This is a genomic window from Paraclostridium bifermentans, from assembly GCF_964259345.1.
In the GTDB taxonomy this organism is placed as follows: Bacteria; Bacillota; Clostridia; order Peptostreptococcales; family Peptostreptococcaceae; genus Paraclostridium; species Paraclostridium bifermentans_B.
The window spans coordinates 73,592-100,524 of the sequence record NZ_CAXVJR010000009.1 but is presented as its reverse complement, the minus strand read 5'-3'; the positions used below and the strand labels follow the sequence as shown (position 1 = coordinate 100,524).

General features: G+C 29.5%; 22 protein-coding genes and 2 tRNA genes. 23 read left to right on the top strand and 1 reads right to left on the bottom strand.

The features are described from left to right. Positions 1–1,603: SH3 domain-containing protein (locus ACEXNK_RS15545; protein WP_373601614.1), on the top strand; the 1,603-nt coding region annotated here is incomplete at its 5' end. Between the two features lie 25 nt (positions 1,604–1,628). On the opposite strand, the gene ACEXNK_RS15540 is transcribed toward ACEXNK_RS15545, so the two are convergent. Then, entirely contained in the window at positions 1,629–2,297 is a 669-nt protein-coding gene (locus ACEXNK_RS15540; RefSeq protein ID WP_373600601.1) for a hypothetical protein, read from the bottom strand. Positions 2,298–2,429: 132 nt separating this feature from the next. Between ACEXNK_RS15540 and ACEXNK_RS15535 the strand changes: the two genes are divergently transcribed. The 22 genes from ACEXNK_RS15535 (at position 2,430) to ACEXNK_RS15430 (ending at position 26,873) form a co-directional block, all read left to right on the top strand. Further along, a complete protein-coding gene (locus tag ACEXNK_RS15535; RefSeq protein WP_373600600.1) occupies positions 2,430–6,734 on the top strand; it encodes a PolC-type DNA polymerase III in 4,305 nt (1,434 codons plus the stop codon). Positions 6,735–6,907: 173 nt separating this feature from the next. Beyond that, positions 6,908–7,627, top strand: a complete 720-nt coding sequence (locus ACEXNK_RS15530; RefSeq protein ID WP_373600599.1) for a CPBP family intramembrane glutamic endopeptidase — start codon at positions 6,908–6,910, stop codon at positions 7,625–7,627. 96 nt (positions 7,628–7,723) lie between these two features. Then, positions 7,724–7,797: transfer RNA gene (locus ACEXNK_RS15525), tRNA-Cys, on the top strand. Between the two features lie 11 nt (positions 7,798–7,808). After that, positions 7,809–7,884: transfer RNA gene (locus ACEXNK_RS15520), tRNA-Asn, on the top strand. Between the two features lie 153 nt (positions 7,885–8,037). Beyond that, complete coding sequence (locus ACEXNK_RS15515) at positions 8,038–9,267, top strand: chloride channel protein (RefSeq protein WP_373600598.1); 1,230 nt, start codon at positions 8,038–8,040, stop codon at positions 9,265–9,267. A 164-nt stretch (positions 9,268–9,431) separates the two neighbouring features. Beyond that, positions 9,432–10,463 carry a TRM11 family SAM-dependent methyltransferase gene (locus tag ACEXNK_RS15510; protein ID WP_373601613.1) on the top strand — a complete coding sequence of 344 codons (1,032 nt, stop codon included), beginning with the start codon at positions 9,432–9,434 and terminating at the stop codon, positions 10,461–10,463. 82 nt (positions 10,464–10,545) lie between these two features. Then, positions 10,546–11,493, top strand: a complete 948-nt coding sequence (locus tag ACEXNK_RS15505; RefSeq protein ID WP_373600596.1) for an alpha/beta hydrolase — start codon at positions 10,546–10,548, stop codon at positions 11,491–11,493. A 254-nt stretch (positions 11,494–11,747) separates the two neighbouring features. Further along, positions 11,748–12,947 (top strand): dicarboxylate/amino acid:cation symporter, encoded by a 1,200-nt coding sequence (locus ACEXNK_RS15500; RefSeq protein ID WP_373600595.1) that lies wholly within the window; start codon positions 11,748–11,750, stop codon positions 12,945–12,947. Between the two features lie 338 nt (positions 12,948–13,285). Then, positions 13,286–13,747 (top strand): ribosome maturation factor RimP, encoded by a 462-nt coding sequence (gene rimP, locus ACEXNK_RS15495; protein WP_373600594.1) that lies wholly within the window; start codon positions 13,286–13,288, stop codon positions 13,745–13,747. 28 nt (positions 13,748–13,775) lie between these two features. After that, complete coding sequence (nusA, locus tag ACEXNK_RS15490) at positions 13,776–14,876, top strand: transcription termination factor NusA (RefSeq protein ID WP_373600593.1); 1,101 nt, start codon at positions 13,776–13,778, stop codon at positions 14,874–14,876. 18 nt (positions 14,877–14,894) lie between these two features. Next, positions 14,895–15,167, top strand: a complete 273-nt coding sequence (gene rnpM, locus ACEXNK_RS15485; RefSeq protein WP_373600592.1) for an RNase P modulator RnpM — start codon at positions 14,895–14,897, stop codon at positions 15,165–15,167. Further along, on the top strand, positions 15,160–15,483 hold the full coding sequence (locus ACEXNK_RS15480) for a L7Ae/L30e/S12e/Gadd45 family ribosomal protein (protein WP_373600591.1): 324 nt from the start codon (positions 15,160–15,162) through the stop codon (positions 15,481–15,483). The genes rnpM and ACEXNK_RS15480 overlap by 8 nt, the downstream gene beginning before the upstream one ends. 14 nt (positions 15,484–15,497) lie before the next feature. Further along, a complete protein-coding gene (infB, locus tag ACEXNK_RS15475) occupies positions 15,498–17,441 on the top strand; it encodes a translation initiation factor IF-2 (protein ID WP_373600590.1) in 1,944 nt (647 codons plus the stop codon). A gap of 21 nt (positions 17,442–17,462) precedes the next feature. After that, complete coding sequence (gene rbfA, locus ACEXNK_RS15470; RefSeq protein ID WP_373600589.1) at positions 17,463–17,852, top strand: 30S ribosome-binding factor RbfA; 390 nt, start codon at positions 17,463–17,465, stop codon at positions 17,850–17,852. Positions 17,853–17,855: 3 nt separating this feature from the next. After that, complete coding sequence (locus ACEXNK_RS15465) at positions 17,856–18,836, top strand: DHH family phosphoesterase (protein ID WP_373600588.1); 981 nt, start codon at positions 17,856–17,858, stop codon at positions 18,834–18,836. A gap of 12 nt (positions 18,837–18,848) precedes the next feature. After that, positions 18,849–19,754, top strand: a complete 906-nt coding sequence (gene truB, locus ACEXNK_RS15460; RefSeq protein WP_373600587.1) for a tRNA pseudouridine(55) synthase TruB — start codon at positions 18,849–18,851, stop codon at positions 19,752–19,754. Between the two features lie 24 nt (positions 19,755–19,778). Beyond that, entirely contained in the window at positions 19,779–20,702 is a 924-nt protein-coding gene (locus ACEXNK_RS15455; RefSeq protein WP_373600586.1) for a bifunctional riboflavin kinase/FAD synthetase, read from the top strand. Between the two features lie 107 nt (positions 20,703–20,809). Continuing rightward, positions 20,810–21,064 (top strand): 30S ribosomal protein S15, encoded by a 255-nt coding sequence (rpsO, locus tag ACEXNK_RS15450; protein ID WP_373600585.1) that lies wholly within the window; start codon positions 20,810–20,812, stop codon positions 21,062–21,064. 180 nt (positions 21,065–21,244) lie between these two features. Continuing rightward, on the top strand, positions 21,245–22,078 hold the full coding sequence (locus ACEXNK_RS15445) for a DegV family protein (protein ID WP_373600584.1): 834 nt from the start codon (positions 21,245–21,247) through the stop codon (positions 22,076–22,078). 194 nt (positions 22,079–22,272) lie between these two features. After that, complete coding sequence (locus ACEXNK_RS15440; protein WP_373600583.1) at positions 22,273–24,405, top strand: polyribonucleotide nucleotidyltransferase; 2,133 nt, start codon at positions 22,273–22,275, stop codon at positions 24,403–24,405. A 348-nt stretch (positions 24,406–24,753) separates the two neighbouring features. After that, the gene (locus ACEXNK_RS15435; RefSeq protein WP_373600582.1) at positions 24,754–25,497 is read left to right on the top strand and encodes a polysaccharide deacetylase family protein; all 744 of its coding nucleotides are present in this window, start codon (positions 24,754–24,756) and stop codon (positions 25,495–25,497) included. 131 nt (positions 25,498–25,628) lie between these two features. Continuing rightward, positions 25,629–26,873, top strand: a complete 1,245-nt coding sequence (locus ACEXNK_RS15430; RefSeq protein ID WP_373600581.1) for a M16 family metallopeptidase — start codon at positions 25,629–25,631, stop codon at positions 26,871–26,873. Positions 26,874–26,933 lie beyond the last annotated feature (60 nt).

Here is a 26,933-nt window from a genome sequence, read left to right as displayed (position 1 = left end):
AATATCAGAAAGTAATGGATGGTCAAAGATAAAGTTTAAAGGAAAAGAAGCATATGTATCAAGTGCATATTTAAAGAATAGTGATGGAGGATCAGTAACACCAGATCCAGACCCAGAACCAGACACAGGAAATACTACAACAAAGGTAGTAACAGCAACATCACTAAACGTAAGAAGTGGGCCATCAACAAGTAATAGTGTTATTGGAAGCTTAAAACAAAATGAAAAAGTAGAAGTAATATCAGAAAGTAATGGATGGTCAAAGATAAAGTTTAAAGGAAAAGAAGCATATGTATCAAGTGCATATTTAGAAAATAGTGATGGAGGATCAGTAACACCAGATCCAGACCCAGACACAGGAAATACTACAACAAAGGTAGTAACAGCAACATCATTAAATGTAAGAAGTGGGCCATCAACAAGTCATAGTGTTATTGGAAGCTTAAAGCAAAATGAAAAAGTAGAAGTAATATCAGAAAGTAATGGATGGTCAAAGATAAAGTTTAAAGGAAAAGAAGCATATGTATCAAGTGCATATTTAGAAAATAGTGATGGAGGATCAGTAACACCAGATCCAGACCCAGATACTAATTTAAAATCAGTAACAGCAACATCACTAAACGTAAGAAGTGGACCATCAACAAGTCATAGTGTAGTAGGAAGCTTAAAGCAAAATGAAGTTGTAGAGGTAATATCAGAAAGCAATGGATGGTCAAAGATAAAGTTTAAAGGATTAGATGGATATGTATCAAGTACATATCTAAAAGATTATGAAGGTGACCCTACTAATCCAGATGGCGGAGGATCAGGTGGAGATAGCTCTGAAATTGTAGATGGAGCAACTGTGAACTATAAATCTGTCGGATATTCACTACAAGAACATGTTAATAGACAAGTTAGTAAAGGTAGTGGAAATATGATAGCTTCTTCTTCAGGTGGATTTACTCAAGCTAATAAAAATGATGTACAACGTTTTGTAGATCCTAATAACTTTAAGGGAAGTAAGAAGGGAATGTTACAATTCTTAAGACTAGATAGCTACAAAGGTGGAATAACAGCAAGTGAGCTAAATGGGTACTTAAACAGTTTAAGACCAGCATCAAATGGAACTAATGTATTTTACAATCAAGGTCAAGCATTTATAGATGCTGCTCAAAAATATAATATTGATTTAGTATATTTAGTTAGTCACTCGATGTTAGAAACTGGATATGGAAGATCTACTCTAGCTCAAGGACAAATATTAACACATTATCAAGGTCAACCACTTCCGCAGCCGGTTAAAGTGTACAATTTCTTTGGAATAGGAGCATTTGATGGAACTGCTAATTTATCAGGAGCAGAAGCTGCATATAAAAATGGATGGACTACTGTTGAAAAAACTATAGAAGGATCTGCAAAGTGGATATCTTCAAACTATATACATAATAGTAAATATAGTCAAAATACTTTATATAAAATGAGATGGAGCTATGATCATTTATGGCATCAGTATGCAACGGATGTAAACTGGGCAAATGCTATATCTGGAATAATGTCTAAATTAATTGGGATGTATGATACTAATTCTAATTTAGTATACGAGGTTCCTGTACATAGATAAAAAATGAGGGTTTTACCCTCATTTTTTATATTGCTTTTTTATACTTTAGAAATGTATCTATATTATTTTCGTGTATTATATTCTTTATATTACCAAAATTATAAGTTGCTAAAGCATATTCTTTCATATTATCAAAAATAAGCTTTTCGTTTTTATTTTCAAAATCAATTAAATTAGATGCTATTTGCCAAGCCTTAACCTCCCGATTTATTAAATTTTTCTTTAATTTTATTACACAGTCTTCGATATCAGGAGGTAAATTTTTCTTGTGAAGGTTATCTATGTCTATATCTATATCATACTTGATGAGATTATTTAAAAGTGTTTTAACCAGTTGATTGTATTCTATTTTATTATCTTTTATATCTTTATCTAATATGTGGCCAACCTCATGATATATTACAAATTTAGCAATTAAAAAAACGTTTTTATAAGATATATTTAAGAAAATATTTTTAGAATGTAAAAAAGAGAAGAAATTATAACAAAAAGATATAAAACCTTGCTTAGATACTAATATCAATCTAAGGTTAGGCAATGTACATATAGGTATAAATTTTTTTTTGAAATAAATTAGATAAGGTTTTTTATTCGCATTTATATTTCTAACTATTTCTTTCATAATTTTTTTTTCGCCAAGATCACTATATATAATTAAAAGCTTATTTATTAATTCAGTATCACACATATTCATGAAATCACCACCTAAAGTATGTCATTGGATTATATAATATAGTATTAAAAAATATATAGTTTGTAGCTAATCCAAATTAAAAAAATATATTATATGTGATATAATGATTTGATAAAGAGGAGGTGTCTTCTTATGGAAAGTGTAAAAGATTATCTTGAAAGATTAGAGATAAATAATAATATACTAATCAAACAATTTGCAGATGTAAACATAAGCAAAGTTACTTATTTTAAAGAAGAAAAAATAATATATATATATTTAAACTCTAAAAATATAATAAGTTATGATCATATAAATCTTTTTAGAAAAGAGTTAAAACAGCACTTAGAGTACTTTAGTGATGTCAGAGTTAAGATAAGATATATTAAATTAGAAAAGCAGAAAACTAAAGATATTATAAAAAAATATTGGACAAATATAGTATATATACTTACAAAATTATGCCCATCACTAAGTGGCTGGGTAAAAAGTATTGAATATATGTGTATAAATGAAACTTTAAAGATAAAATTACCATCAGATCTTTTTTACAAAAGACTAATGCAAAAAAATGTAATACAGGTTTTAAACAATGTATTTAATGAAGAATTAGGTTTAGATATAGAAATCATGTTTGAAAAATCTATAAATAAAGGACCTAATGTAGAAAAGCTTATAAAGGAAAATGATAACTTAACAGAAGCTATGGTAAAGGAAAGAATAGAGGAAACTATAGCATTAGATTTTGAAGAAAACGAAGAAGTAGAAAATAAAGCAATAGAGGTGGAAGTCAAAGAAGAATATATATATGGAGAAAATGTAAATGCTCCTGTTGAAAAAATAAATAGATTAAATCAAGATTCTGGAACTGTATGTATAGTTGGAGAAGTGTTTGATATTGAACTTAAAGAATTAAGAAATGGAAAAGTTCTTATGATAGCAGCAATTACAGACTATACAAGTTCTATAAATTGCAAATTATTCTTAAATGACATGAATAAAGATAAGGTAATAGATAGTGTTACTAAAGGTGCTTATCTAAAAATAAAAGGGGATGCTCTATATGATAATTATCAAAGAGAGCTTACTATGACAATAAGTGGTATAAAAAAAGAAACTAAAGAAGAAAGAATGGATACATCGGATGTAAAGAGAGTGGAATTGCATGCTCATACTCAGATGTCATCTATGGATGCTATATGTTCTACTAAAAAGTTAGTGGAAAGAGCTGCTAAATGGGGACATCCAGCTATAGCTATAACTGACCATGGAGTAGTACAAGCATTTCCAGAAGCTATGGATGCTGCGAAAAAACATGGAATAAAGGTTATATACGGAGTTGAAGGTTACTTGGTTGAGGATGAGGTACCTATAATAAAAGATCCAAATGATAAAGATTTATCTCAAAGCTTTGTTGTATTTGACATAGAGACTACTGGTTTCTCAAATACTAATGACAAAATAACGGAGATTGGTGCAGTAAAGATAGAAAATTTTAAAGTTGTAGATAGATTTAGTGAACTAGTAAACCCAGAAACTGATATATCTTACAAAATTCAAGAACTTACAGGTATTACAAATGATATGGTAAAAGATAAGCCAACTATTGAAGAAGTTTTACCTAGGTTTTTAGAGTTTACAGGAGATAGTGTCTTAGTTGCTCATAATGCAGACTTTGATATGGGATTCATATCGCAAAAAAGTAGAGAGCAAGGTTTGGAGTTTAAAAATAAAAGTATAGATACTTTAATGTTAGCAAGAATATTACTTCCTCATCTAAAAAGACATAGATTAAATGTTATAGCAAAAGACTTAGGAATCCCACTTTTAAATCACCATAGAGCAGTAGATGATGCAGAAGCTACGGCACATATATTTAATAAGTTTTTAGAAATGCTAAAAAAACAAGGTGTGGAAAAGCTAAGCGATGTTAATGAAAAACTAGGAGGTCTTGACTATACTAAAATAGCGACTAACCACATAACTTTACTTGCTAAAGATTATACTGGATTAAAAAATCTATACAAAATAGTATCTGATGCTCATGTAAATCATTTTTATAGAGCTCCTAGAATTTTAAGAAGTGTATTAGAAAAGTATAAAGAAGGAATAATTATTGGATCTGCATGTGAAGCTGGACAAGTTTTCAATGCTGTAAAGAGAAACTTACCAGATGATGAAATTGAAAAAATTATAGAATTATATGACTATATAGAAGTTATGCCTATAGACAATAATAGATTTATGATTGAAAAAGGAGAAGTTAAAGACGAAGAAGAGCTGAGAGATCTAAACAGAAAATTAATACAAGTAGCTAAAAAATTTGGAAAACTACCAGTAGCTACTGGAGATGTACATTTTTTAGATAAACACGAAGCTGTTCTTAGAAAAGTTTTAAAAAACTCTCAAGGATTTAAGGTGGATGGAGAAGAAACGTATCTTCATTTTAGAACTACAAATGAAATGCTAGATGAATTTAGCTACCTAGACCCAATAGAGTCTTATGAAGTGGTTGTAGGAAATCCTAATAAAATTGCTGATATGGTTGAGGTTATAAAACCTATACCAGATGATACTTATCCTCCAGTTATAGAAGGGTCAGATGTCGAGTTAAGAGAAATGTGTTATGCTAAAGCAAAGAGGATATATGGAGATCCTATGCCACAAGTAGTTGAAGCTAGATTAGATAGAGAACTTAATTCCATAATAGGAAATGGATATGCAGTTATGTACATTATATCTCAAAAACTAGTTACTAAATCTTTAAGAGATGGATATCTAGTTGGATCTAGAGGTTCGGTTGGATCATCATTTGCAGCTACAATGAGTGATATAACAGAGGTTAACCCTCTACCAGCTCATTATATATGTGAAAATGAAGATTGCAAGTATTCCTATTTTTATGAAATAGGTGAATGGGGATCAGGAGCAGATTTACCTGATAAAGATTGTCCCAAATGTGGTAGGCCGCTAAAGAAAGATGGACATGATATACCATTTGAAGTTTTCTTAGGATTTGAAGGAGATAAAGAGCCGGATATAGATCTTAACTTCTCAGGAGATTATCAACCGGTAATTCATAAGTACACTGAAGAGCTATTTGGAGAAGGGTATGTTTATAGAGCTGGAACAATAGGTACAGTTGCAGAAAAGACTGCATTTGGATATGCGAAAAAATATATAGAAGAAAATAATATAAACACAACATCTGCAGAAGCACTAAGATTAGCAAATGGATGTACAGGTGTAAAAAGAACATCAGGGCAACATCCAGGAGGCGTTATGGTTGTTCCTCATTATAAAGAGGTTTATGATTTTACACCGATACAATATCCTGCTAATGATACATCTTGTGGGGTAATAACAACTCACTTTGACTATCACTCTATAAGTGGTAGGATATTAAAGCTTGATATACTAGGGCACGATGTGCCTACCATAATAAGAATGCTTGAAGATATAACGGGAATAGATGCTACAACTATACCGTTAGATGATAAAGAAACAATGTCTTTGTTTACATCAACTGATGCACTTGGAGTTACACCAGAAGAAATAAATTGTCCTATAGGATCACTTGCGATACCTGAATTTGGTACTAAGTTCGTTAGACAAATGTTACTTGATACAAAACCTACAACATTTGCAGAACTTGTTCGTATATCTGGACTTTCACACGGTACAGACGTGTGGCTAAACAATGCGCAAGAGCTTGTACAAAAAGAGATAGTTGGACTTAAAGATGTTATATCAACTCGTGACGATATAATGAACTACCTTATATTCAAAGGATTACCACCTAAGATGGCCTTTACGATAATGGAAAGTGTAAGAAAAGGTAGAGGGTTAAAGCCGGAACATATAGAAGAAATGGAAAAAAATGACGTACCTGAATGGTATATATGGTCATGTCAACAGATTAAGTACATGTTCCCTAAAGCACATGCGGTTGCATATGTAATGATGTCATTTAGATTAGCTTATTGTAAAGTACATTATCCTGAAGCTTTCTATGCAACATATTTTACAACTAAAGCTGAAGATTTTGATGCAGACTTAATAGTTAAGGGATTGCCGACAATTAAAGCTAAGATAAAAGAAATAGAAGAATTAGGGAATGAAGCTACAACAAAAGAAAAAAATATGTTAACTGTTTTAGAAGTTGCACTTGAAATGTATGCAAGAGATATAAAAATACTACCTGTAGATATTTATAAATCAGATGCTAAGAAATTCCAAGTGGTAGGTGAAAAAACACTTCTTCCGCCTATGATAGCTCTGCAAGGAGTAGGTGAAAATGCAGCTATAAATATACAAAAAGAAAGAGATAATGGAGAATTTATTTCAAAGGAAGATTTAAGAAAGAGAACTAAAATTTCAAAAACAGTAATAGAAACTCTAACAAATCATGGATCACTTGAAAACATGAGTGATGAAAATCAACTATCTCTATTTTAAAAATAATAAATTTGGTTGTTTTAAAGTTTAGATTACATTCTAGCTAAACTTTGAAACAACTGTATTATTAGGAGGGGATCAATATCAATAATTTAAAGCTTACAGAAAAAGGTATCAATAGAGACAAATCATCAAATAAAGGAATTATAGCATTTTTATTAGTTATTATTGCTATGATTATATCAACAGGGGGATTTATTTACTTAAATGATAAAGTTTCTATATGGAGCTTATCTGTTGTTATTGGAGGGTTAGACATTGTAATTATATCAGTATGCATAATTATATCTTCTAAATTATTTTCTTACAAAGGATTAGAATATTTAAAAAAACAGAAAATAATATTTAACGGAAAAAGTTTTTTAAATTCAATATATATGATAGTAGGATATATACTTATAAAATGTGTGATTACTTCGTTTATAAGTATGCATGTAGATTTAAATGCTACTAGTAAAATTTCTCAAACATTTATAAATACTTATTTAGGTGGAAATAAATTTTTAGGAATATTATTAGTATGCATTCAGATAATGATAATAGGTCCTATAGTAGAAGAGTTACTTTTTAGAGGGATATTATTAAGAAGTTTATTAGAAAAATTTTATCAAAAACCTTTTAAAGCAATAATCTACACATCTTTAGTATTTGGATTTGTACATTTCAACTTAGTGCAAGGGATATTTTCTTTTTTAGGAGGAATAATATTAGGAGTTATATACTACTACACAAAGTCTATTAAGCTATGTATAATAACTCATATATTGAATAATATATTGATAATAATTCCTAATCCAACAGGTATAACTATCAATATTTTATACATAATAATAGGGATAGCTTTAATAAAAAAAGGTCTAAGTGGATTAAGGATAGAATTTGAAAATGCATAAAATTCATAAGAAAAATGTCGATGAAAAAATAAAAAAATTTTAAGAAAACGCTTAACAAATTTAGAAAAACATAATATAATAATAGAGTAAAGACGAGGCGACATAGCCAAGTGGTAAGGCAGTGGACTGCAACTCCTTGATCCCCAGTTCGAATCTGGGTGTCGCCTCCAATTTAAAATATGGGAATATAGCTCAGTTGGTAGAGCAATTGACTGTTAATCAATGGGTCACAGGTTCGAGTCCTGTTATTCCCGCCATTAAAAAATAGGCTAATATTAGTCTATTTTTTTTGCTTAAAATTAAAAAAGGTCGACAATTTATGACAGATAACTTGCAGTTTAAAAATAATAGGAGTATTATGAAGTGTATGTGAAGAATTGGATTTTATAATATGTATGAGGTGATTTAAAATGAATGAGCTTAGAGAGCACATAAAAGAAAGTGGACTTATATCTAAGGTCTTTTTAAGGTGGTTTCTATTAGCTTCTATATCAGGAGTGGCAGTTGGAGTTGTAATTTCATTCTTTTTAAAAAGTTTACAATGGGCAACTAGTACGAGAGAAGCTAATCCATGGTTACTATATTTATTACCTTTAGGTGGAGCACTTGTAAGTTATTTATACGCTAAATATGGAAGAGACTCAGCCAAAGGTAACAACCTAATAATAGAAAGAATAAATGAAGGTGAAGGTCATATACCCTTTAGAATGGCGCCTCTAGTATTTTTTGGAACATTTATAACACATCTATTTGGAGGTTCAGCAGGTAGAGAGGGAACTGGGGTTCAAATTGGGGCAAGTATATCATCTAAAATAGGTAATTTACTTAAACTAAAAGGTATGGATTATACAATACTTATAATAAGTGGAGTAAGTAGTGGTTTTGGTGTTGTATTTGGAACTCCTATAGCGGGAACAATATTTGGACTTGAAGTAAGTACTGTTGGGAAAATGAGATATGAAGCTATAATACCTTGCTTTATATCGAGTTACATAGGAAACTTTGTAGCTAAGTTATTTAAAGTAGAACATAGTCATTATCATATGGGAGCTTCTGTAGATGGAGTAGATGTATTTTTTAAAGTTTTACTATGCGCAATTTTATTTGGATTGACAAGTAAGCTTTTTGCAGAACTTACTCATAATTTAAAAAAGTTTTTTGCTGAAAAAATACCAAATTCAACTTTAAAAAGCTTTGTAGGTGGTATAATTATCATTATTTTAGTTGGAATAATTGGGACAAGAATTTACCTTGGACTAAGCTTGGATTTATTAAGTGATGCATTTAATGGACCGGTTCCAAAGGGTGCATTTATAATAAAACTAGTACTTACAGCACTTACACTTGCAGTTGGATTCCAAGGTGGTGAGGTTACACCTTTATTTGTAATAGGGGCAACGTTAGGAAATTTACTAGCGGGAATTATTGGACTACCTATTCCGTTCTTAGCAGGTCTTGGAATGATAGCAGTATTTGCAGGAGCTACAAAAACTCCAATAGCTTCTTTTGTAATGGGTATTGAGTTATTTGGTTCTGCAAACATAGGATACTTATTTATAGTTTGTGTAATGAGTTATGTATTTGCAGGTAGAAGTGGAATATATACAGCACAAGATAGTAGTTTATTAAATAGAGATTAAAGACTAGCATATGCTAGCCTTTTTTGTTTAAGGAAATTTATAGAAAACACACTGAATTAAAATAAAAAATACATTTTAATTTAAAATTACAATTTATTTCACTTGAAAAATGAGAAATTTAGTGTAAAATATTTATGATTAAGTGTATGAAAGGTGTGAATTTAATGTATAAATATGCGATTTTAGCTAACCCAGGACATAATCGTATATACTTTGATACAGCTATGAAAATAGCATATTCAGAGTTACAGGCTATTACAAAATCAAGAGGGATTGAGCTGAAAATATATGAACAAAACTTGGGGTTACCTGCATCTATTTGTTTTACAACAAATAAAAAATTAAAAGAAGAAGATTTTAAGGTGTTAAGTGTATCGTCTATATATTATGCCATATTCGAAATTTTAGAAGACAATTTATTAAGAGCCATAAATCCAATTAAATATAATACTTTCCCGGAAAGTCTAAATCAAATATTAAAATACAATGGAAAAACTAATGAACAATTTACAAGATTAATGGTAAATTTAGCTATTAGTGCATGTGAAACAAAAAGTGAAAAAATATGTTTAATAGATCCAATGTGCGGAAAAGGAACAACACTATATGAAGGTATAATTAGAGGGTTTGATGTTTTTGGTGTAGAGATAAACTCACAATGGACACAAGAAATATATACATATCTTCTTAGATACTTGAAAACAGGTAAATACAAGCATAAAGCTGAAAAAGGAAAACAATCATCTCAAAAAGGAAAGAAAATTGCTGAATATTTTAAAGTTGTAACTGCTTGTACAAAAGAACTTTATAATAAAAAATGTGTGCAAAATATTAATGTTTTTAATTCGGATACAAGAAATACAGGAGTATTAATAAAAAAAGAATCTTGCGACATTTTAGTTTCAGATTTACCGTATGGGGTTCAACATGGAAGTAAAAATGAAAAAGATTCTAATTTAAATAGAAGTCCACTAGATTTACTAAAAGATTGTATACCATCATGGAAAAAAGTAATAAAAGTAGGGGGATCAGTCGTAATATCTTTTAATGAATTTACTTTAAAGTATAGTGATGTTGAGAAAGTATTTGAAAGTAATGGATTTAAAGTTTTAAATGAAGATCCTTATATAAATTATATACACAGAGTTGATCAATCTATAAATAGAAATTTAATAGTAGCAGTAAAGATTAAATAAAAATATTGTAAAAATATGTAGATTAAATGAAATATATAATGTATACTAAGTATTATGACTAGGTAATAATACGAGGTGAATAATGAAAAAGAAAGCAATTATAATAATATCAATAATAATTTTAATATTAGTTGGAGTATCTTGTTACATTGGATACTTAGTATATGATGGATCCGTGGGATCTGAACAAAAAATAAAAAATGAAGACATAGTAGAAGTTTTTTCTCAAAGAGAGGGCAAACCTCTTGAAAAACTTAAAAACTATAAATATGAAGATGTTTTTATACAATCTCCTGAAAATGGATATAAAGTAGAAGGAAAACTTATAAAATCTAATGAACAAACTGAAAATACTGTAATTATAGTCCATGGTATAGAAAGTAATTATTATGAATATCTAGAAAAAGCATATGTATATTTAGAAAATGGATACAATGTTATGCTATATAATCAAAGACACACAGGTCATACAGGTGGGGATGATTATACATTTGGGTTACGCGAAAAATATGATTTAGAAAGTGTAGCTAAATTTGTACATGATAAATATCCTAATGGAATAATTGGAGCACATGGACACTCTATGGGAGCTGCAACGGTAGTTATGCATTCAGAAATAAATGAAAAGAATAAATATGTTGATTTTTATATAGCAGATTCTCCATATCACGAAATGAAAGATGCGGTAAGATTAGGTATTGAAGCTGAAAATATACCATTGTTACCAGTTGCATATGCAGAGGCTATGGGAGATATTTACACTCAAGTTAAATCTGGATTCAAATATGAAGATGTAAAACCATATAAATCGGTAGAAAACATAACTACTCCTATGTTTTTAATTCATGGAAAAGAAGATAAAGTATGTTCTCCAAAAAGTAGTCAAATTATATATGATAATATACCACATGATAAAAAAGAATTATGGCTTATTGATGGAGTTCAACATGTAAATGGATATGATATTTTAGGAAAAGAATATTTTGATAGAATATTTAATTTTATAAATGAAAATATTGAAAGTAAGTAATCTTAAAGTTAGAAAATAAAGTGTTTAAAAAATATACAATATATACTAAAAATATTAAAAATTTAAAACGAAAAGAGTATGTAAATTTAATTTTGATAGAATTTGCATACTTTTTTTTTATTTTTATTAATTTTATGAAAAATGAATAAAGATGCACGGGCTTGACTAAAAAGTATAAATATATATAATAAAAGACAATATGAAAATGATTTCCAAATGGCATTTTTGTATTAAACAGTAAGGAGGGGATTATTTTGTTTGGAAAGAAAAAATTAGGTTTAGTTCCTAAGCTAATAATAGCTATAATTATAGGTATTATATTAGGAAGTTATGCACCGAAAGGAATTATTGAGATTTTAATAACTGTAAGTGGTTTATTCTCAGCATTTTTAAAATTTGTAATACCATTTATAATACTAGGGTTTGTAACTGCTGGTATAGCAGACTTAACTTCAGGAGCAGGAAAATTATTAGGAATCACAACTGGTATAGCTTATGGGTCAACTGTACTTGCAGGTACTATTGCATACTTGGTTGCAATAACTATATTTCCTACTTTTATAGACAGTAGCATATCTGGGACAATAGGGGATCCAAATGCAGGTATGTTATCGCCAATATTTACAATACCGTTAGAACCTATGCTAGATGTTACAGCTGCTATAGTATTTGCATTTATGATGGGGCTAGGAATATCAGCATTAAGAGGAAAAGGTAAAGGGGAAGTTTTATTTAATATAGCTATGGATTTTCAAGAAATAATAAAAGCTACATTATCAACTATAATAATACCGTTATTACCACTTTATATAGCAGGAACTTTTGCAAATATAACTTATGCAGGTCAAGTTTGGAACATATTAAGTGTATTTGGAAGAGTATATTTAATAGTAATACCATTACATATAATTTATATATGTTTCCAATTCACTGTTGCTGGAATGTATGCTAAGAAAAATCCAATACAAATGATAAAAAATCAAATACCAGGATATTTAACAGCTGTTGGAACTCAATCATCTGCAGCTACAATACCTGTAAATATAGAATGTGCAGAAAAAAATGGGGTATCAAGCCAAATAAGAGAATTTGTTGTACCACTTTGTGCAACTATACATTTATCAGGAAGTATAATATCTGTAATTTCATTTACAGTTGGAGTATTAATGATGAATAACATGAATTATAGCCCAGGAGTTATATTCCCGTATTTATTTATGTTAGGGGTTGCTATGGTTGCTGCTCCAGGAGCACCTGGGGGAGCTATAATGAGTGCACTTCCATTTTTACCAATGGTAGGGATACCTTCAGATGGAGGGCTTGCAAGTTTAATGATAGCTTTATATATAACACAAGATAGTTTTGGGACAGCAGCAAACGTATCAGGAGATAATGCTATAGCTGTTGTTATTGATAAAATTAACAGTAAATGGACTAAAAAAGAAGTAGCATAGTACGATTTTATTAGTTTACTTAAACTTAATGATAAATTATTTATTAATTGGAAATAGGTAACATCTTCACAGAAGATGTTACCTATTTTATTTAATATTAAAATACAATATTTGAATATTAAATAAATAAAATTGCAAAATAAAATATATATTTAATTATAAAAATCTTGACAAATTAAGATAGACACTAGAAAATTTGCAAAGAAAAACAATATATGGTATTATAGTATATAAAATAGTATATATTGCAAAAACTAAGAGTGAGACAACGAGTTCTCACTCTTTTATTATAGCATGTACATATGCTTAAAATAACAACTGAATAGGAGGGAAGCAAAATGAAAAAAAGTACAGAGTCGTTAATAGAAGAATTAGTACTTCCAATAACTGATGAAAACAACATAGAATTAGTTGATGTTGAATATGTTAAAGAAGCAGGAGAATATTACTTAAGAATATTTATAGATAAAGATGGAGGAGTATCTCTAAATGACTGCGAAGTTATAACGAGAGCTATAAACCCAATATTAGATGAAAAAGACCCGATAAAAGAAAACTATTTCTTAGAAGTGTCTTCACCAGGACTTGATAGACCACTTAAGAAAGAAAAAGATTTTATAAGATATGCGGGAAGAGATGTAGAAGTTAAATTATATAAAAACATAAATGGATTAAAACATTTTGAAGCTGAACTAGTTGAATTAGTTGATAATAAAGTAGTTAAACTAATAGTAGATGGTGAAGAAATGGAATTTGATAAAAAAGATATAGCTCTTATAAGACTTGCTATAAATTTTTAATTAAAACTTAATATAGGAGGACAAAAAAATGAATCACGAATTTATGGAAGCATTAGATGAATTAGAAAAAGATAGAGGAATAGACAAAGATATACTTATAGATACTATAGAACAAGCATTATTAACAGCTTATAAGAAAAACTTTGGGTCTGCTCAAAATGTTAGAGTATATTTTGATAGAGACAAAGGAGATGTAAAAGTATATTCTCAAAGAGTTGTTGTTGATTCAGAAGATATCTATGATACATTCTTAGAAATCGAAATAGATGAAGCAAGACAAATAAGCCCTAACTATGAGATCGGTGATATAATAGAAAATGAGATAACTACTACTGAGTTTGGTAGAATAGCAGCTCAAACAGCTAAACAAGTTGTTGTTCAAAGAATAAGAGAAGCTGAAAGAGACATAGTATATAATGAGTTTATAGATAAGCAAGACGAAATAGTAACAGGTGAAGTTGCTAGAGTTAACAAAAATGTAGTTCACGTTAACCTTGGAAGAATAGAAGCTATAATGACTCAAGCTGAGCAAATACCTGGAGAATATTATAAAGCGGGACAACATATAAAAGTATATATATTAGAAGTTAAGAAAACTAATAAAGGACCTCAAATAAATGTTTCAAGAAGTCATCCAGGATTAGTAAAGAGATTATTTGAGATGGAAGTACCTGAAATATTTGAAGGAACTGTTCAAGTTAAGAGTATTGCAAGAGAAGCAGGATCAAGAACTAAGATGGCAGTTTACTCAGTGGATGAAAATATAGATCCAATCGGAGCATGTGTTGGACCTAAAGGATCAAGAGTTAAAAACATAGTTGATGAATTAGGTGATGAAAAAATAGATATAATCAAATACAGTGAAAACCCAGTAGAATTTATATCAGCAGCACTTAGTCCATCAAAAGTTGTATCTGTAGATGTTAACGAAGAAGAAAAGAGTGCATTAGTAGTAGTTCCTGATTACCAATTATCACTTGCAATAGGTAAAGAAGGACAAAATGCAAGATTAGCAGCTAAGTTAACTAACTGGAAAATAGATATAAAAAGTGAAAGTCAAGCAGCTAAAGATGCAGAAGCTTTAGAAACAGTTGATGAAGCAGACAATCAAGAAGATATAGATGCTTAATTGTAAGGAGTGATACATTTGCAAAAGGTAAAGAAAATTCCTCAAAGAAAGTGTATAGCTTGCCAAGATAGAGATAATAAAAAAGAGCTAATACGAATTGTGAAAAATAAAGAAGGTCAAATCTTTTTAGATAAAACAGGAAAAGCAAATGGTAGAGGAGCATATATTTGTAATTGTAGAGAATGTTTAGAGAAAGCTATTAAAAGTAAAGCTTTAAACAGAGCTTTTAAAATAGATGTTGCCGATGAAGTTTATGAAGGGTTAATGAAGGAGATAGATGATAATGAATAAAGCCGATGAAGCTAAGTTATACTCTTTCTTAGGTCTAGCACAACGTGCAGGTAAATTAGTATCAGGTGATGACTCTACTATGCTTGATGTTAAAAAAAATAGAGTTGAATTAGTTATAGTAGCAGAAGATGCTTCTAAAAATACTAAAAAGTTATTTAAAGATAAAACATCTTTTAGAAATATAAAATGTGTTACATATTCGACTAAGCTACAATTAGGATTAGCCATTGGAAAGGCGCCTAGAGCAGTTATGGGAATAAAGGACACAGGTTTTGCAAATAAGATACTAGATCTTATTGAAAATACAAAAATATAATAGGGGGTGGTCTTGTGTCAACAAGAGTATACCAATTAGCAGAAAATTTAGGAATGACTAGTGAAGAGCTTATAGCTAAGCTAGGTGAATTAGATATAAACGTAAGTAATAAAAATGATGAATTAAGTGAAGAAGACACTGAAATGGCTATGGAATTATTAGCTGATGAAGTTGCAGCAGGAAGTGGACTTCCTACTATATCAGTAGAAGGAAAATTAACTGTTCAAGAATTAGCAAATGCTTTAGATAAAGCAGCTACAGAAGTAATAATGAAGCTTATGAAAATGGGAACTATGGCAACTATAAACCAAGAAATAACATTTGAAATAGCTTCTTTAGTAGCTAAAGATTATGGATTTGAATTAGTTGAAGGATCAGCTAACGAAGATTCTGAAGAAGAAATAGAAGCATTAATGGATATACAAGAAGATAAAGAAGAAGATTTAGAAAAGAGACCTCCAGTTGTTACAGTTATGGGACATGTTGACCATGGTAAAACATCTTTATTAGATGCTATAAGATCAACAAGCGTAACAAACAAAGAGGCTGGTGGAATAACTCAACATATAGGTGCATCTGAAGTTACTATAAACGGAGAAAAAATAGTATTCTTAGATACTCCAGGACATGAAGCTTTCACATCTATGAGAGCTAGAGGAGCACAAGTAACAGATATGGCGATACTTGTTGTTGCTGCAGATGACGGTATAATGCCTCAAACTATAGAAGCTATAAACCATGCTAAAGCTGCTGAAGTACCAATAATAGTTGCTATAAACAAAATAGACAAGCCTGCTGCTAATGTTGATAGAGTAAAACAAGAATTAGCAGATCAAGGATTATTAGTTGAAGACTGGGGTGGAGATGTTATATCAGTACCAGTATCAGCTAGACAAGGAACTAATATAGATACATTACTTGAAATGATATTATTAGTTGCAGAAGTTGAAGAATTAAAAGCTAATCCAAATAAAAGAGCAGTAGGTACTGTAATAGAGGCTCAACTTGATAAAGGTAGAGGACCTGTTGCGACTATACTTGTTCAAGGAGGAACTTTAAACGTAGGAGATCCTATAGTTGCAGGATCAGCTTCTGGTAAAGTTAGAGCAATGATAAACGATAAAGGTAGAAGAGTTAAAACTGCAGGACCTTCAACTGCTGTTGAGATACTAGGTTTATCTGAAGTACCACAAGGTGGAGATCAATTCGTAGCAGTTGCTAGTGAAAAAATAGCTAGAAACGTAGCTGAGAAGAGACAACACATAGCAAGAGAAGAAATGTTAAAATCTAACCAAAGAGTAAGTCTTGATGACTTCTTTAGTCAATTAGAAAGTGCAGAAGTTAAAGAACTTAACGTAGTTGTTAAAGCTGACGTTCAAGGATCTGTTCAAGCGGTTAAGCAAGCATTAGAAAAATTATCTACAGAAGAAGTTGCTGTTAGAGTTATACACTGTGGAGTTGGAGCTATAACTGAATCTGACGTAATGTTAGCAAGAGCATCTAATGCTATAATAATAGGATTTAGCGTAAGACCAATAGCTACTGCTGAGGTTATGGCTAAGAAAGAAGAAGTAGACATAAGAACATACACAATAATATATAAAGCTATAGAAGACGTACAAGCTGCTATGACTGGTATGTTAGATCCAGAATATGTAGATGAAGAAACTGGTAAAGCAGAAGTAAGAAATACATTTAAAATATCTGGAGTTGGAACTGTAGCAGGATGTTATGTATTAAGTGGTAAGATATTTAGAAGTGGTAAAGCTAGAATAGTTAGAGATGGAATAATAATACATGATGGAGAAATAGCTGCATTAAAGAGATTTAAAGATGACGCTAAAGAAGTAAATCATGGATACGAGTGTGGTATGACGTTTACTAACTTTAATGATATAAAAGAAGGCGACATAGTAGAAGCTTATGTAATAAAAGAAGTTGAAAGAAAATTAAAATAGTAAGTAAAAGAGGTCGATATTATGGCATCATATAACAGAACGCAAAGAATAGGCGAAGAAATAAGAAAAGTTGTAAGCACAATGCTTATAAGTGGAATAAAAGATTATAGAATAAATTCTATGATAAGTGTTACGGATGTTGAAGTAACAAGTGACTTAAGTTATGCTTATGTTTATGTAAGTATATTAGGTGGAAATAAAGAATCAAGTATGCAAGGTTTAAAAAGTGCATGTGGATATATAAGAAAAGAAGTAGGAAGAAATGTTAAGCTTAGACATACTCCAGAGATAATATTTAAGATAGATGATTCTATAGAAAAAGGAATGTATATGGAAAATCTAATCAAGCAAGTTAATGAAGAAAATAAAAAAAGCAAGAATGACTCTGATGGGGAGACTCAAGGAGAATAATTCATGTTAGATAATATTAAAAATATTATAAAAGCTATAATTGAAGGTAACAATTTTATTGTTACCTCTCATTATAGTCCGGATGGAGATAACATAGGCTCAACACTATCAATGTATTATGCACTTAATAAATTAGAAAAAAATGTATTATATGTATTAGATGATAGTATACCTAGAAACTTAGAGTTTTTAGTTGATGAAATAAATATACTAAAATCTGAAGAAGTTAATGTGAACTTAAATGATTATACATTAATATCACTTGACTGTGGAGACTTTAGCAGAATTTGTGTAGATGAAAAAATTAAGACAGAAGTTAAACAATTAATATGTATAGACCATCATGCTAGTAATGATAGTTTTGGAGATTTAAATTATATAAATCCTAAAGAATCTTCTACTTGTGAATTGGTATACAATTTACTAAAAGAGATGTCTGAAACTATAGGGAATCAGATGATAGATGAATCTATAGCAACATGTTTATATACAGGACTTTTAACTGATACTGGTAATTTTTCTTATTCTAATACAAATCCAAGTAGTTACTTAATGGCTTATGATTTAGTAAACTTAGGAGCTAAAAAAGATAATATAATCCAAAGGTTATTCCAAAGTAATCCTTTTAATTATTACAAATTATTAGGGGAAGCTTTAGAAACATTAGATATAGTCGATGGAAAAGTTGCTAGTATGATGCTAACTATAGAGATGTTGGATAGAAATCAAATTTCGTTCAATGATGCTGATGGGGTTACATCTTATACTAGAGATATAGACGGAGTTGAAGTTGGAATCTTATTTAAAGAAAAAGGTCCAGGAGAAATAAAAGTAAGTTTTAGATCTAAAAACTATGTAAATGTAAGTGCTATAGCACAATCTTTTGGTGGAGGCGGACATGTTAGAGCCTCAGGATGTACTATAAAAGATAGTATTGAAAATGCTAAAGAAATGGTGATTAACGAAGTTTTAAAACATATTTAAGGATGATTGAAAATGAATAAAATTGTAAATATACTTAAACCTACAGGAATGACATCTCATGATGTTGTAGGTAAAGTTAGAAAAATATTAAATATAAAAAAAGTTGGTCACACAGGTACCCTTGATCCAGATGCATCAGGGGTACTACCTATATGTATAGGAAAAGCTACAAAAGTAAGTGAACTTATTCTTAATAAGGATAAATCTTATATTTGTGAATTAACATTAGGAATAACTACGGATACATATGATTCATCAGGTGAAATACTTGAAAGATGTGATGAGTTTAGTATTTCAAAAGATGAACTAGAGAAAGCTTTTGAAACTCAAAGAGGAGAAATAAAACAATTACCTCCTATGTATTCAGCGCTTAAAGTTAATGGTAAGAGAATGTGTGATCTTGTAAGAGCAGGGCGAGCTGATGAAATAAAACTTAAATACAGAGATGTAAATATAAAAGAGTTAACTTTATTATCGTTTAAAGATAATAAAGTAATGTTTTATGTAAAGTGCTCTAAAGGAACTTATGTAAGAAGTATATGTTATGATATAGGTCAAACATTAGGTTGTGGAGGACATATGTCTTTTTTACTTAGAACATCTTCTGGTAAGTTTAATATAGACAATGCTATAACTTTAGAGGAATTAGAGTTACTACGCGATGAAAATAAATTAGAAGAACATTTATATGATATAGATTATGTTTTATCAAACCTTAATTATATAGAAATAAATCCTAAGGCGATTAAGTCTTATGTTAATGGAGCTATAGTATATAAAAAAGGATTTGTAAAAGGTGATTATAAAGAAAGTGATGAACTTGTAAGGGTTTATAGTGAAGGTGAATTTTTAGGAGTAGGTAAATTCTTAAAAGTAGATGGCACATTATGCTTAAAAAGTGATAAACTATTTATATAGAATATAAGTAGTGGGGAATTTATTATGACTATTATAAAATCATTAGACAAAATAAACAATATTGGAGATAGTTTTGTAACAATTGGGAATTTTGATGGCATACACAAAGGGCATGTAAAGCTTATAAAAAAGACTGTAGAAGAAGCTAAAAATAAAGGGCACAAAAGTGTAGTATTTACTTTTGAAAATCATCCTATGAGGTATTTTAGGACAAACTCTGTGAAAAATATAATTACTAACGATGAAAAAATAAAAATATTAAAATCATTAGGAGTAGACATTATTTTAATGATACCATTTGATGAGTATATGACTAAAATTTCAACAGTTGAATTTGTAAAAAATATTTTAATTGATAAGTTGAGTTGTAAAAAAATTATAGTTGGACATGATTTTACTTTTGCTAGAAATAAAGAGGGCAATTGTACAATCTTAAAAGAATTAGGAAAACTATACGATATGGAAGTGGAAATAATAGAACCTATAAAGATAGATGATATTAGAGTTAGTAGTAGCCATATAAGAAAACTTATAGAGTTAGGGAAAGTAAATGATATAAAAAAATTTTTAGGAAGAAACTATTATTTAGAAGGCGAAGTAATACATGCACGAAAGATAGGGCGTACTATAGGATTCCCTACTGCAAATTTAAAAGTGGATGACAATTTAATAGTTCCTAAAAATGGTATATATGCAGTGAAAGTGTATTTAAAAAATAGAGAGTTTTATGGGGCTACAAACATAGGATATAATCCAACTGTAAATGGAAAAACTCTATCTATAGAAACCCATATACTAGATTTTGAAGAAGATATATATGGCGATATCATTAAGGTAGAATTTTTAAACAGGATAAGAGATGAGAAAAAATTTAACTCTTTGGATGAACTTAAGAATCAATTAAGTGAAGATGTAAAATATGTTTATAAAAAGTATATTTGCAAATAAGTATACTTTGTGATAAAATAAGACTCGTGAACCATTACTCAGCATTTGAATACTCCAATCAATGCTTAGTAATAGGGGATTAATAAAATAAATGGAGGTATTCACAAATGAACAAAACTGAAATAATAAAAGAATTCGGAAGAGCTGAAGGAGATACTGGTTCTCCAGAAGTACAAATAGCTTTATTAACAGCTAGAATAAATGAATTAAACGGTCACTTAAAAATACACAAAAAAGACCACCACTCAAGAAGAGGTCTTTTAAAGATGGTTGGTAAGAGAAGAAACTTATTAGCTTACTTAAAAGAAAAGGACTTAGAAGGATACAGAGCTTTAATAGCTAAGTTAGGATTAAGAAAATAATTATATTTTTTAAAAAATAAAAAGAAGGTTTATGCCTTCTTTTTTTGTTTTAAATCTTGAAATTTAGTATCAGCTTTAGTTTAAATATAAACAATTTACAATAAATTGATATTAAATTAAAATATATAAAGGAATAAGAACAATTTATATAGAAATTTTTCTTTTAGGAGGGGATTTACTATGAAAATAAAATTAATATGTGATAGTTTATGTGATATACCTATGGAGTTAGTAGAAAAATATGATATAGAAATAATTCCATTAACTATAATAATAGAAGATAAAGAATACAAAGATGGTATAGATATGACTAATGAAGAATTCTATAAGACTATGAAAGAAATACACACTGTACCGAAGACATCTCAAGCTACATATATGCAATTTAAAGAGGTATTTGATAAATATAAGGATGATTACTCGATAGTTTGTATAAATGGTTCTTCGAACTCATCAGGAACATATCAAAGTGCAGTTATGGCAAAAAATGATACAGAAGGAGATATAAATGTATTTGATACATTAAGTTTATCTTTAGGAAGTGGGCAATATGTTATAAAAGCATGTGAACTTATAGAGCAAGGTTTAGACGCTAAAAATATAATTAATGAGCTTGAGAACTTGAGAGAAAGTGTTAATTTATTTTTTGTTCCGGATAGTTTAGAATACCTAAAAAGAAGTGGAAGGGTATCTGTAACAACAGCCACTATAGGAAATATGTTAAGTTTAAAACCTGTATTTTCCATGAAAGATGGAAATATATCTTTAGTAACAAAGGTAAGAGGTAAAAAACATGTAGTACATACATTGATAGATTTGATAAAAGAGCAATATGATACATTTGAAGATAAAAACGTAATGATCGGTTGCGGAGCTAATTTAAAAGAGTTTGAAGTTCTAAAAAAAGATGTTGAAGAACATTTAAAAGCAAAAAAAGTATATTTAACTAGAGGTGGAGCTTGTATTTGTTCTCACACAGGACCAGATATACTTGCGATTAGTTGTTCAAATTAAATGTATTAAATTTAATATAATAAGCAAATAATAAGTTAAAGTAAAAATATTTGTTTATTTACGTTTTGTATCTCTAAAAACATATCAATACAAGTCAGTAATTTACTTTTATGTTGTTAAATTATAGTATTTTTGATAAGATAATACATAGGATACTAAACGCGGTTTTAATTAAAGAGGAGGTACAAGCATTAATGTTTGAACATAAAGTTTTTAAAATGGATTTTGCAGGAAGAGAGCTTTCTGTTGAGATAGGGAAAATTGCCGAACTAGCTAGTGGAAGTGCTATACTTCAGTATGGTGAAACTATGGTTATGGTAAATACATCAAAATCATCACAACCAAGAGATGGAATAGACTTTTTCCCTCTAAGTGTTGATTATGAAGAAAAATTATATTCAGTAGGAAAAATACCTGGAGGTTTCTTAAAAAGAGAAGGAAAACCTTCAGAAAAAGCTATACTTACATCAAGACTTATAGATAGACCTATAAGACCTTTATTCCCTAAGGGATTTAGAAATGATGTACAAGTAGTTGCTACAGTTTTATCAGTAGACCAAGACTGTACTCCTGATATAGTAGCTATGATAGGTTCATCTGTAGCTTTATCTATATCTGATATACCATTTAATGGACCAACAGGTTCAGTATTAGTGGGATTAGTAGATGGGGCATTTGTTATAAATCCAACAGCAGAACAAAGAGAAAAGAGTTGCCTTCACCTTGTAGTTTCAGGAACTAAAGATGCTATAATGATGGTTGAAGCTGGAGCTGAAGAAATACCAGATGAATTAATGTTAGAAGCTATATTATTTGCACATGAAGAAATTAAGAAAGTTGTAGAGTTTATAGAAACTATAGTTAATGAAGTTGGTAAAGAAAAAATGGAAGTTACTCTTTATCAAATAGATGAAGATGTTGAAAAAGCTGTTCGTGAATTTGCTACAGACAAAATGAAAGAAGCGGTAAAAACTGTAGAGAAGCTTGAAAGAATGGAAAAAATGGATGCAGTAAAAGAAGAAACTTTTGCTCATTTTGAAGATATAATAGAAGAGTTCGGACAAGATATAGAGGAAACGTTACATGCTATAATAAAAGAAGAAGTAAGAAAACTTATAGTACATGAAAATATAAGACCAGATAACAGAAAGCCAAATGAAATAAGACCTATATGGTGTGATAATGGATTTATACCAAGAGCACATGGTTCTGGGTTATTTACAAGAGGACAAACTCAAGTTATGTCTATAGCAACATTAGGAGCACTTGGGGATGTTCAAATACTTGATGGACTTGATGAAGAAGAAAGTAAGAGATACATGCATCACTACAACTTCCCAGCATACAGTGTTGGTGAAGCTAGACCTTCAAGAGGTCCAGGAAGAAGAGAAATAGGACATGGTGCACTTGCAGAAAGAGCATTACTTCCTGTAATACCTTCTAAAGAAGAGTTCCCATATGCAATAAGAGTAGTTTCAGAAGTTTTAAGTTCTAATGGATCAACATCTCAAGGTAGTGTATGTGGATCAACATTATCACTTTTAGATGCTGGTGTACCTCTTAAGGATATGGTAGCAGGTATAGCTATGGGACTTATAAAGCATGATGAAAAAGTTGCTGTACTTTCAGATATACAAGGTATGGAAGACCACTTAGGAGACATGGACTTTAAAGTTGCAGGTACTGAAAAAGGTATAACAGCTATACAAATGGATATAAAAATAGCTGGTATAGATGAAGAAGTTTTAAGAACAGCTTTAAGCCAAGCTAAAGTTGGTAGAATACACATACTAAATGAAATGAGAAAAACAATAGATGCTCCAAAACCAGAGTTATCTAAGTATGCTCCTAAGATAGTAACAATGAATATAAATCCAGATAAAATAAGAGATGTTATAGGACCTGGAGGAAAGATAATAACTAAGATAATAGATGAAACTGGAGTTAAAATAGATATAGAACAAACTGGAGAAGTATTTATAAGTGGAATTGATGCTGAAATGATTGCAAAAGCTCAACAACTTATAAATGATATAGTTGCGGAAGCTGAAGTTGGAGAAACTTACACAGGTAAAGTAACTAGAATAATGAACTTCGGTGCATTTGTAGAAATACTTCCAGGAAAAGAAGGATTACTTCACATATCACATATTGCACATGAAAGAGTAAATAAAGTTGAAGATGTGTTAAACATAGGTGATGAAGTGACTGTAAAAGTAACTGAAATAGATGAAAAAGGAAGAGTTAATTTATCTAGAAAAGTACTTTTACCAAAGCCTGAGAAAAAAGAAGCTAAAGAAGTTAAAGAAAATAAAGAAAATAAATAAACATAATATAAATTGAAATACCTCATAGCTAAATAGCTATGAGGTATTTTTTTACGCTTAAGGAATTTATGTTGATAACTGATATAACATAGTTATATCAATACCTTGATGAAAGTAAAAAAGGACATTTTTGAGCAACGGACGAAGTCGTTGGCGACATGAAGTACTTCGCACACGTAGTGGCTCAAGCGAAGCAAATTTTTTATAAAAGCATTTTTTACAATAGTAAAAGCACTTTAAGTTATATATACAACTAAAAATACGATATATAATTATAAATGCATAAAAAGTTAGACTACCTAATAGAATTTAATAAGATGAAATTATACATATTAGGAGGAAGCTTTTATGATAATGATGGTACTTAATAAAAAGAAGTTAAAAAAAATTATTACGATAGCAATAGTTATAATTTTAGCAATTACAGGTATTGTATTTATGAGTAAGAACTCTTCTAAACCTACCATGAATACCTTTTACAAAGCTAGTGAGCCATATCATAATGGGACAAAGGAAAATAGTGGATACGTTGCAATTAGTTGCAACGTAGACCTAGGTTGGGAGAGTGAGTACATAGAAAAAATACTTAAAGTTTTGGATGAAAAAAAATTAAATATAACATTTGCTGTTACAGGAAGATGGGCTGAAGAGAATCCAGAATTTTTACTTGAGATTCAAAAAAAAGGACATGAAATAGCTAATCATGGATATAAGCATTTAGATTATGCTACATTAGACTATAACAAAAATTATGAGCAAATAAAAACATCTAAAGAAATAATTGAAAATATAATTAAAGAAGAAACAAAATTTTTCCAAGCTCCAGGTGGATCTTTTAATAAAGAGACAGTAAAAGCATGTAATGATCTTGGATATATACCATACAAATGGGATATAGATACTATAGACTGGAAAAATAGACAAGAACCAGATGTGATTATAGATAGAGTTAAGTCTAAAGATATGAAAAATTCTAGTATAATACTTATGCATCCTACTTATGCAAGTGCTGAAGGTATTGACGATATTATAAAAATTATAGAAAATAAGGGATTAAAACCTGGCAAACTTAGTGATGTTTTTGAGATTTAAAATAGAAAATAGATTATTTTAATGTTGAATAATTCATTTTACTAAATTATAATTTAAAGGACATTGATTAAGATATGAACTTAAATAACTATCATAAATATTATAATGCACAAAGAAATTGGAGGATGAGTATGCATAAAATACACGTATTAGATAATGGACTTACAATAGTGGGGGAAGAAATACCGTACTTAAAATCTATAACACTAGGAGTATGGGTAAATGCAGGGTCAAGAATTGAAAGTGAAAAACTAAGTGGAGTTTCTCACTTTATAGAACATATGCTATTTAAAGGAACTAAAAATAGAACATCAAAAGAGATAGCTAGTACAGTGGATAATCTAGGTGGGCAAATAAATGCTTTTACTAGTAAAGAATGCACTTGCTATTATGTAAAATTATTAGATGAACATATAAATATAGGATTAGATATATTAAGTGATATGTTTTTAAATCCACTATTTGATGAGAAGGATATAGAAAAAGAAAGACAAGTAATATTAGAAGAATTAAAAATGTATGAAGATTCTCCAGAGGACTTAGTATATGACTTGCTTATGGAAAAAATATACAAAACAGATGCACTTGGAATGAATATAATAGGAACTAAAGAATCTCTAAAAAAAATGAATAGAGAAGTTATAAAAGACTATTTTAATAAATATTATGTAGCTAGTAACTCTGTTATATCGATAAGTGGAAACTTTAAATTTGAAGATATGGTAAATTTAATTGAAGCTAAATTCAAAGATTTACCTAAAGGTGATGTTGAAGTAAATATAACAACTCCAAAATTTCATCCTTGCTTTATAGCTAAAAATAAAGATACAGAACAAGTTAATTTGGCTATAAGTTTAAAAGCTATACCATTAGAGGATAGAGAAGATGCTTATGCCCTTTCTATTGTTAATAATATATTTGGAGGAAGTATAAGTTCTAGACTATTTCAAAGTATAAGAGAAAATAAGGGACTAGTTTACTCTATATACTCTGCTCCAAGTCTTTATAGAAAAAGTGGAGAACTAGGTATTTATGCAAGTATGAGTAACGAAAATCTAAAAAAAGTATATAATTTAGTATTGGAAGAAATTGATAACTTAAGAAAAAATGGACTTACAGACCAAGAGATAAAGGAAAGTAAAGAGCAACTAAAAGGAAGTTATATTCTAGGGCTAGAAAGCACGAGTAGTAGAATGATGTCTATAGGAAAATCTATGCTCTTAACTAAAAAAGTAAAAAATCCTAATGATATTATAGAAAGTATAAATAATATTGATAAAGAGAGAATAGACTTAATTATAGACAAGATATTTAATAAAGACAAAATAGGTGTATGCATCGTAGGAAGAGATGTAGAGAATATAACTTTAGACTAATTAGAATAGACATATAATTTAAGGTTATCTATAAAAAAGATATATTATTATATGGGGGGA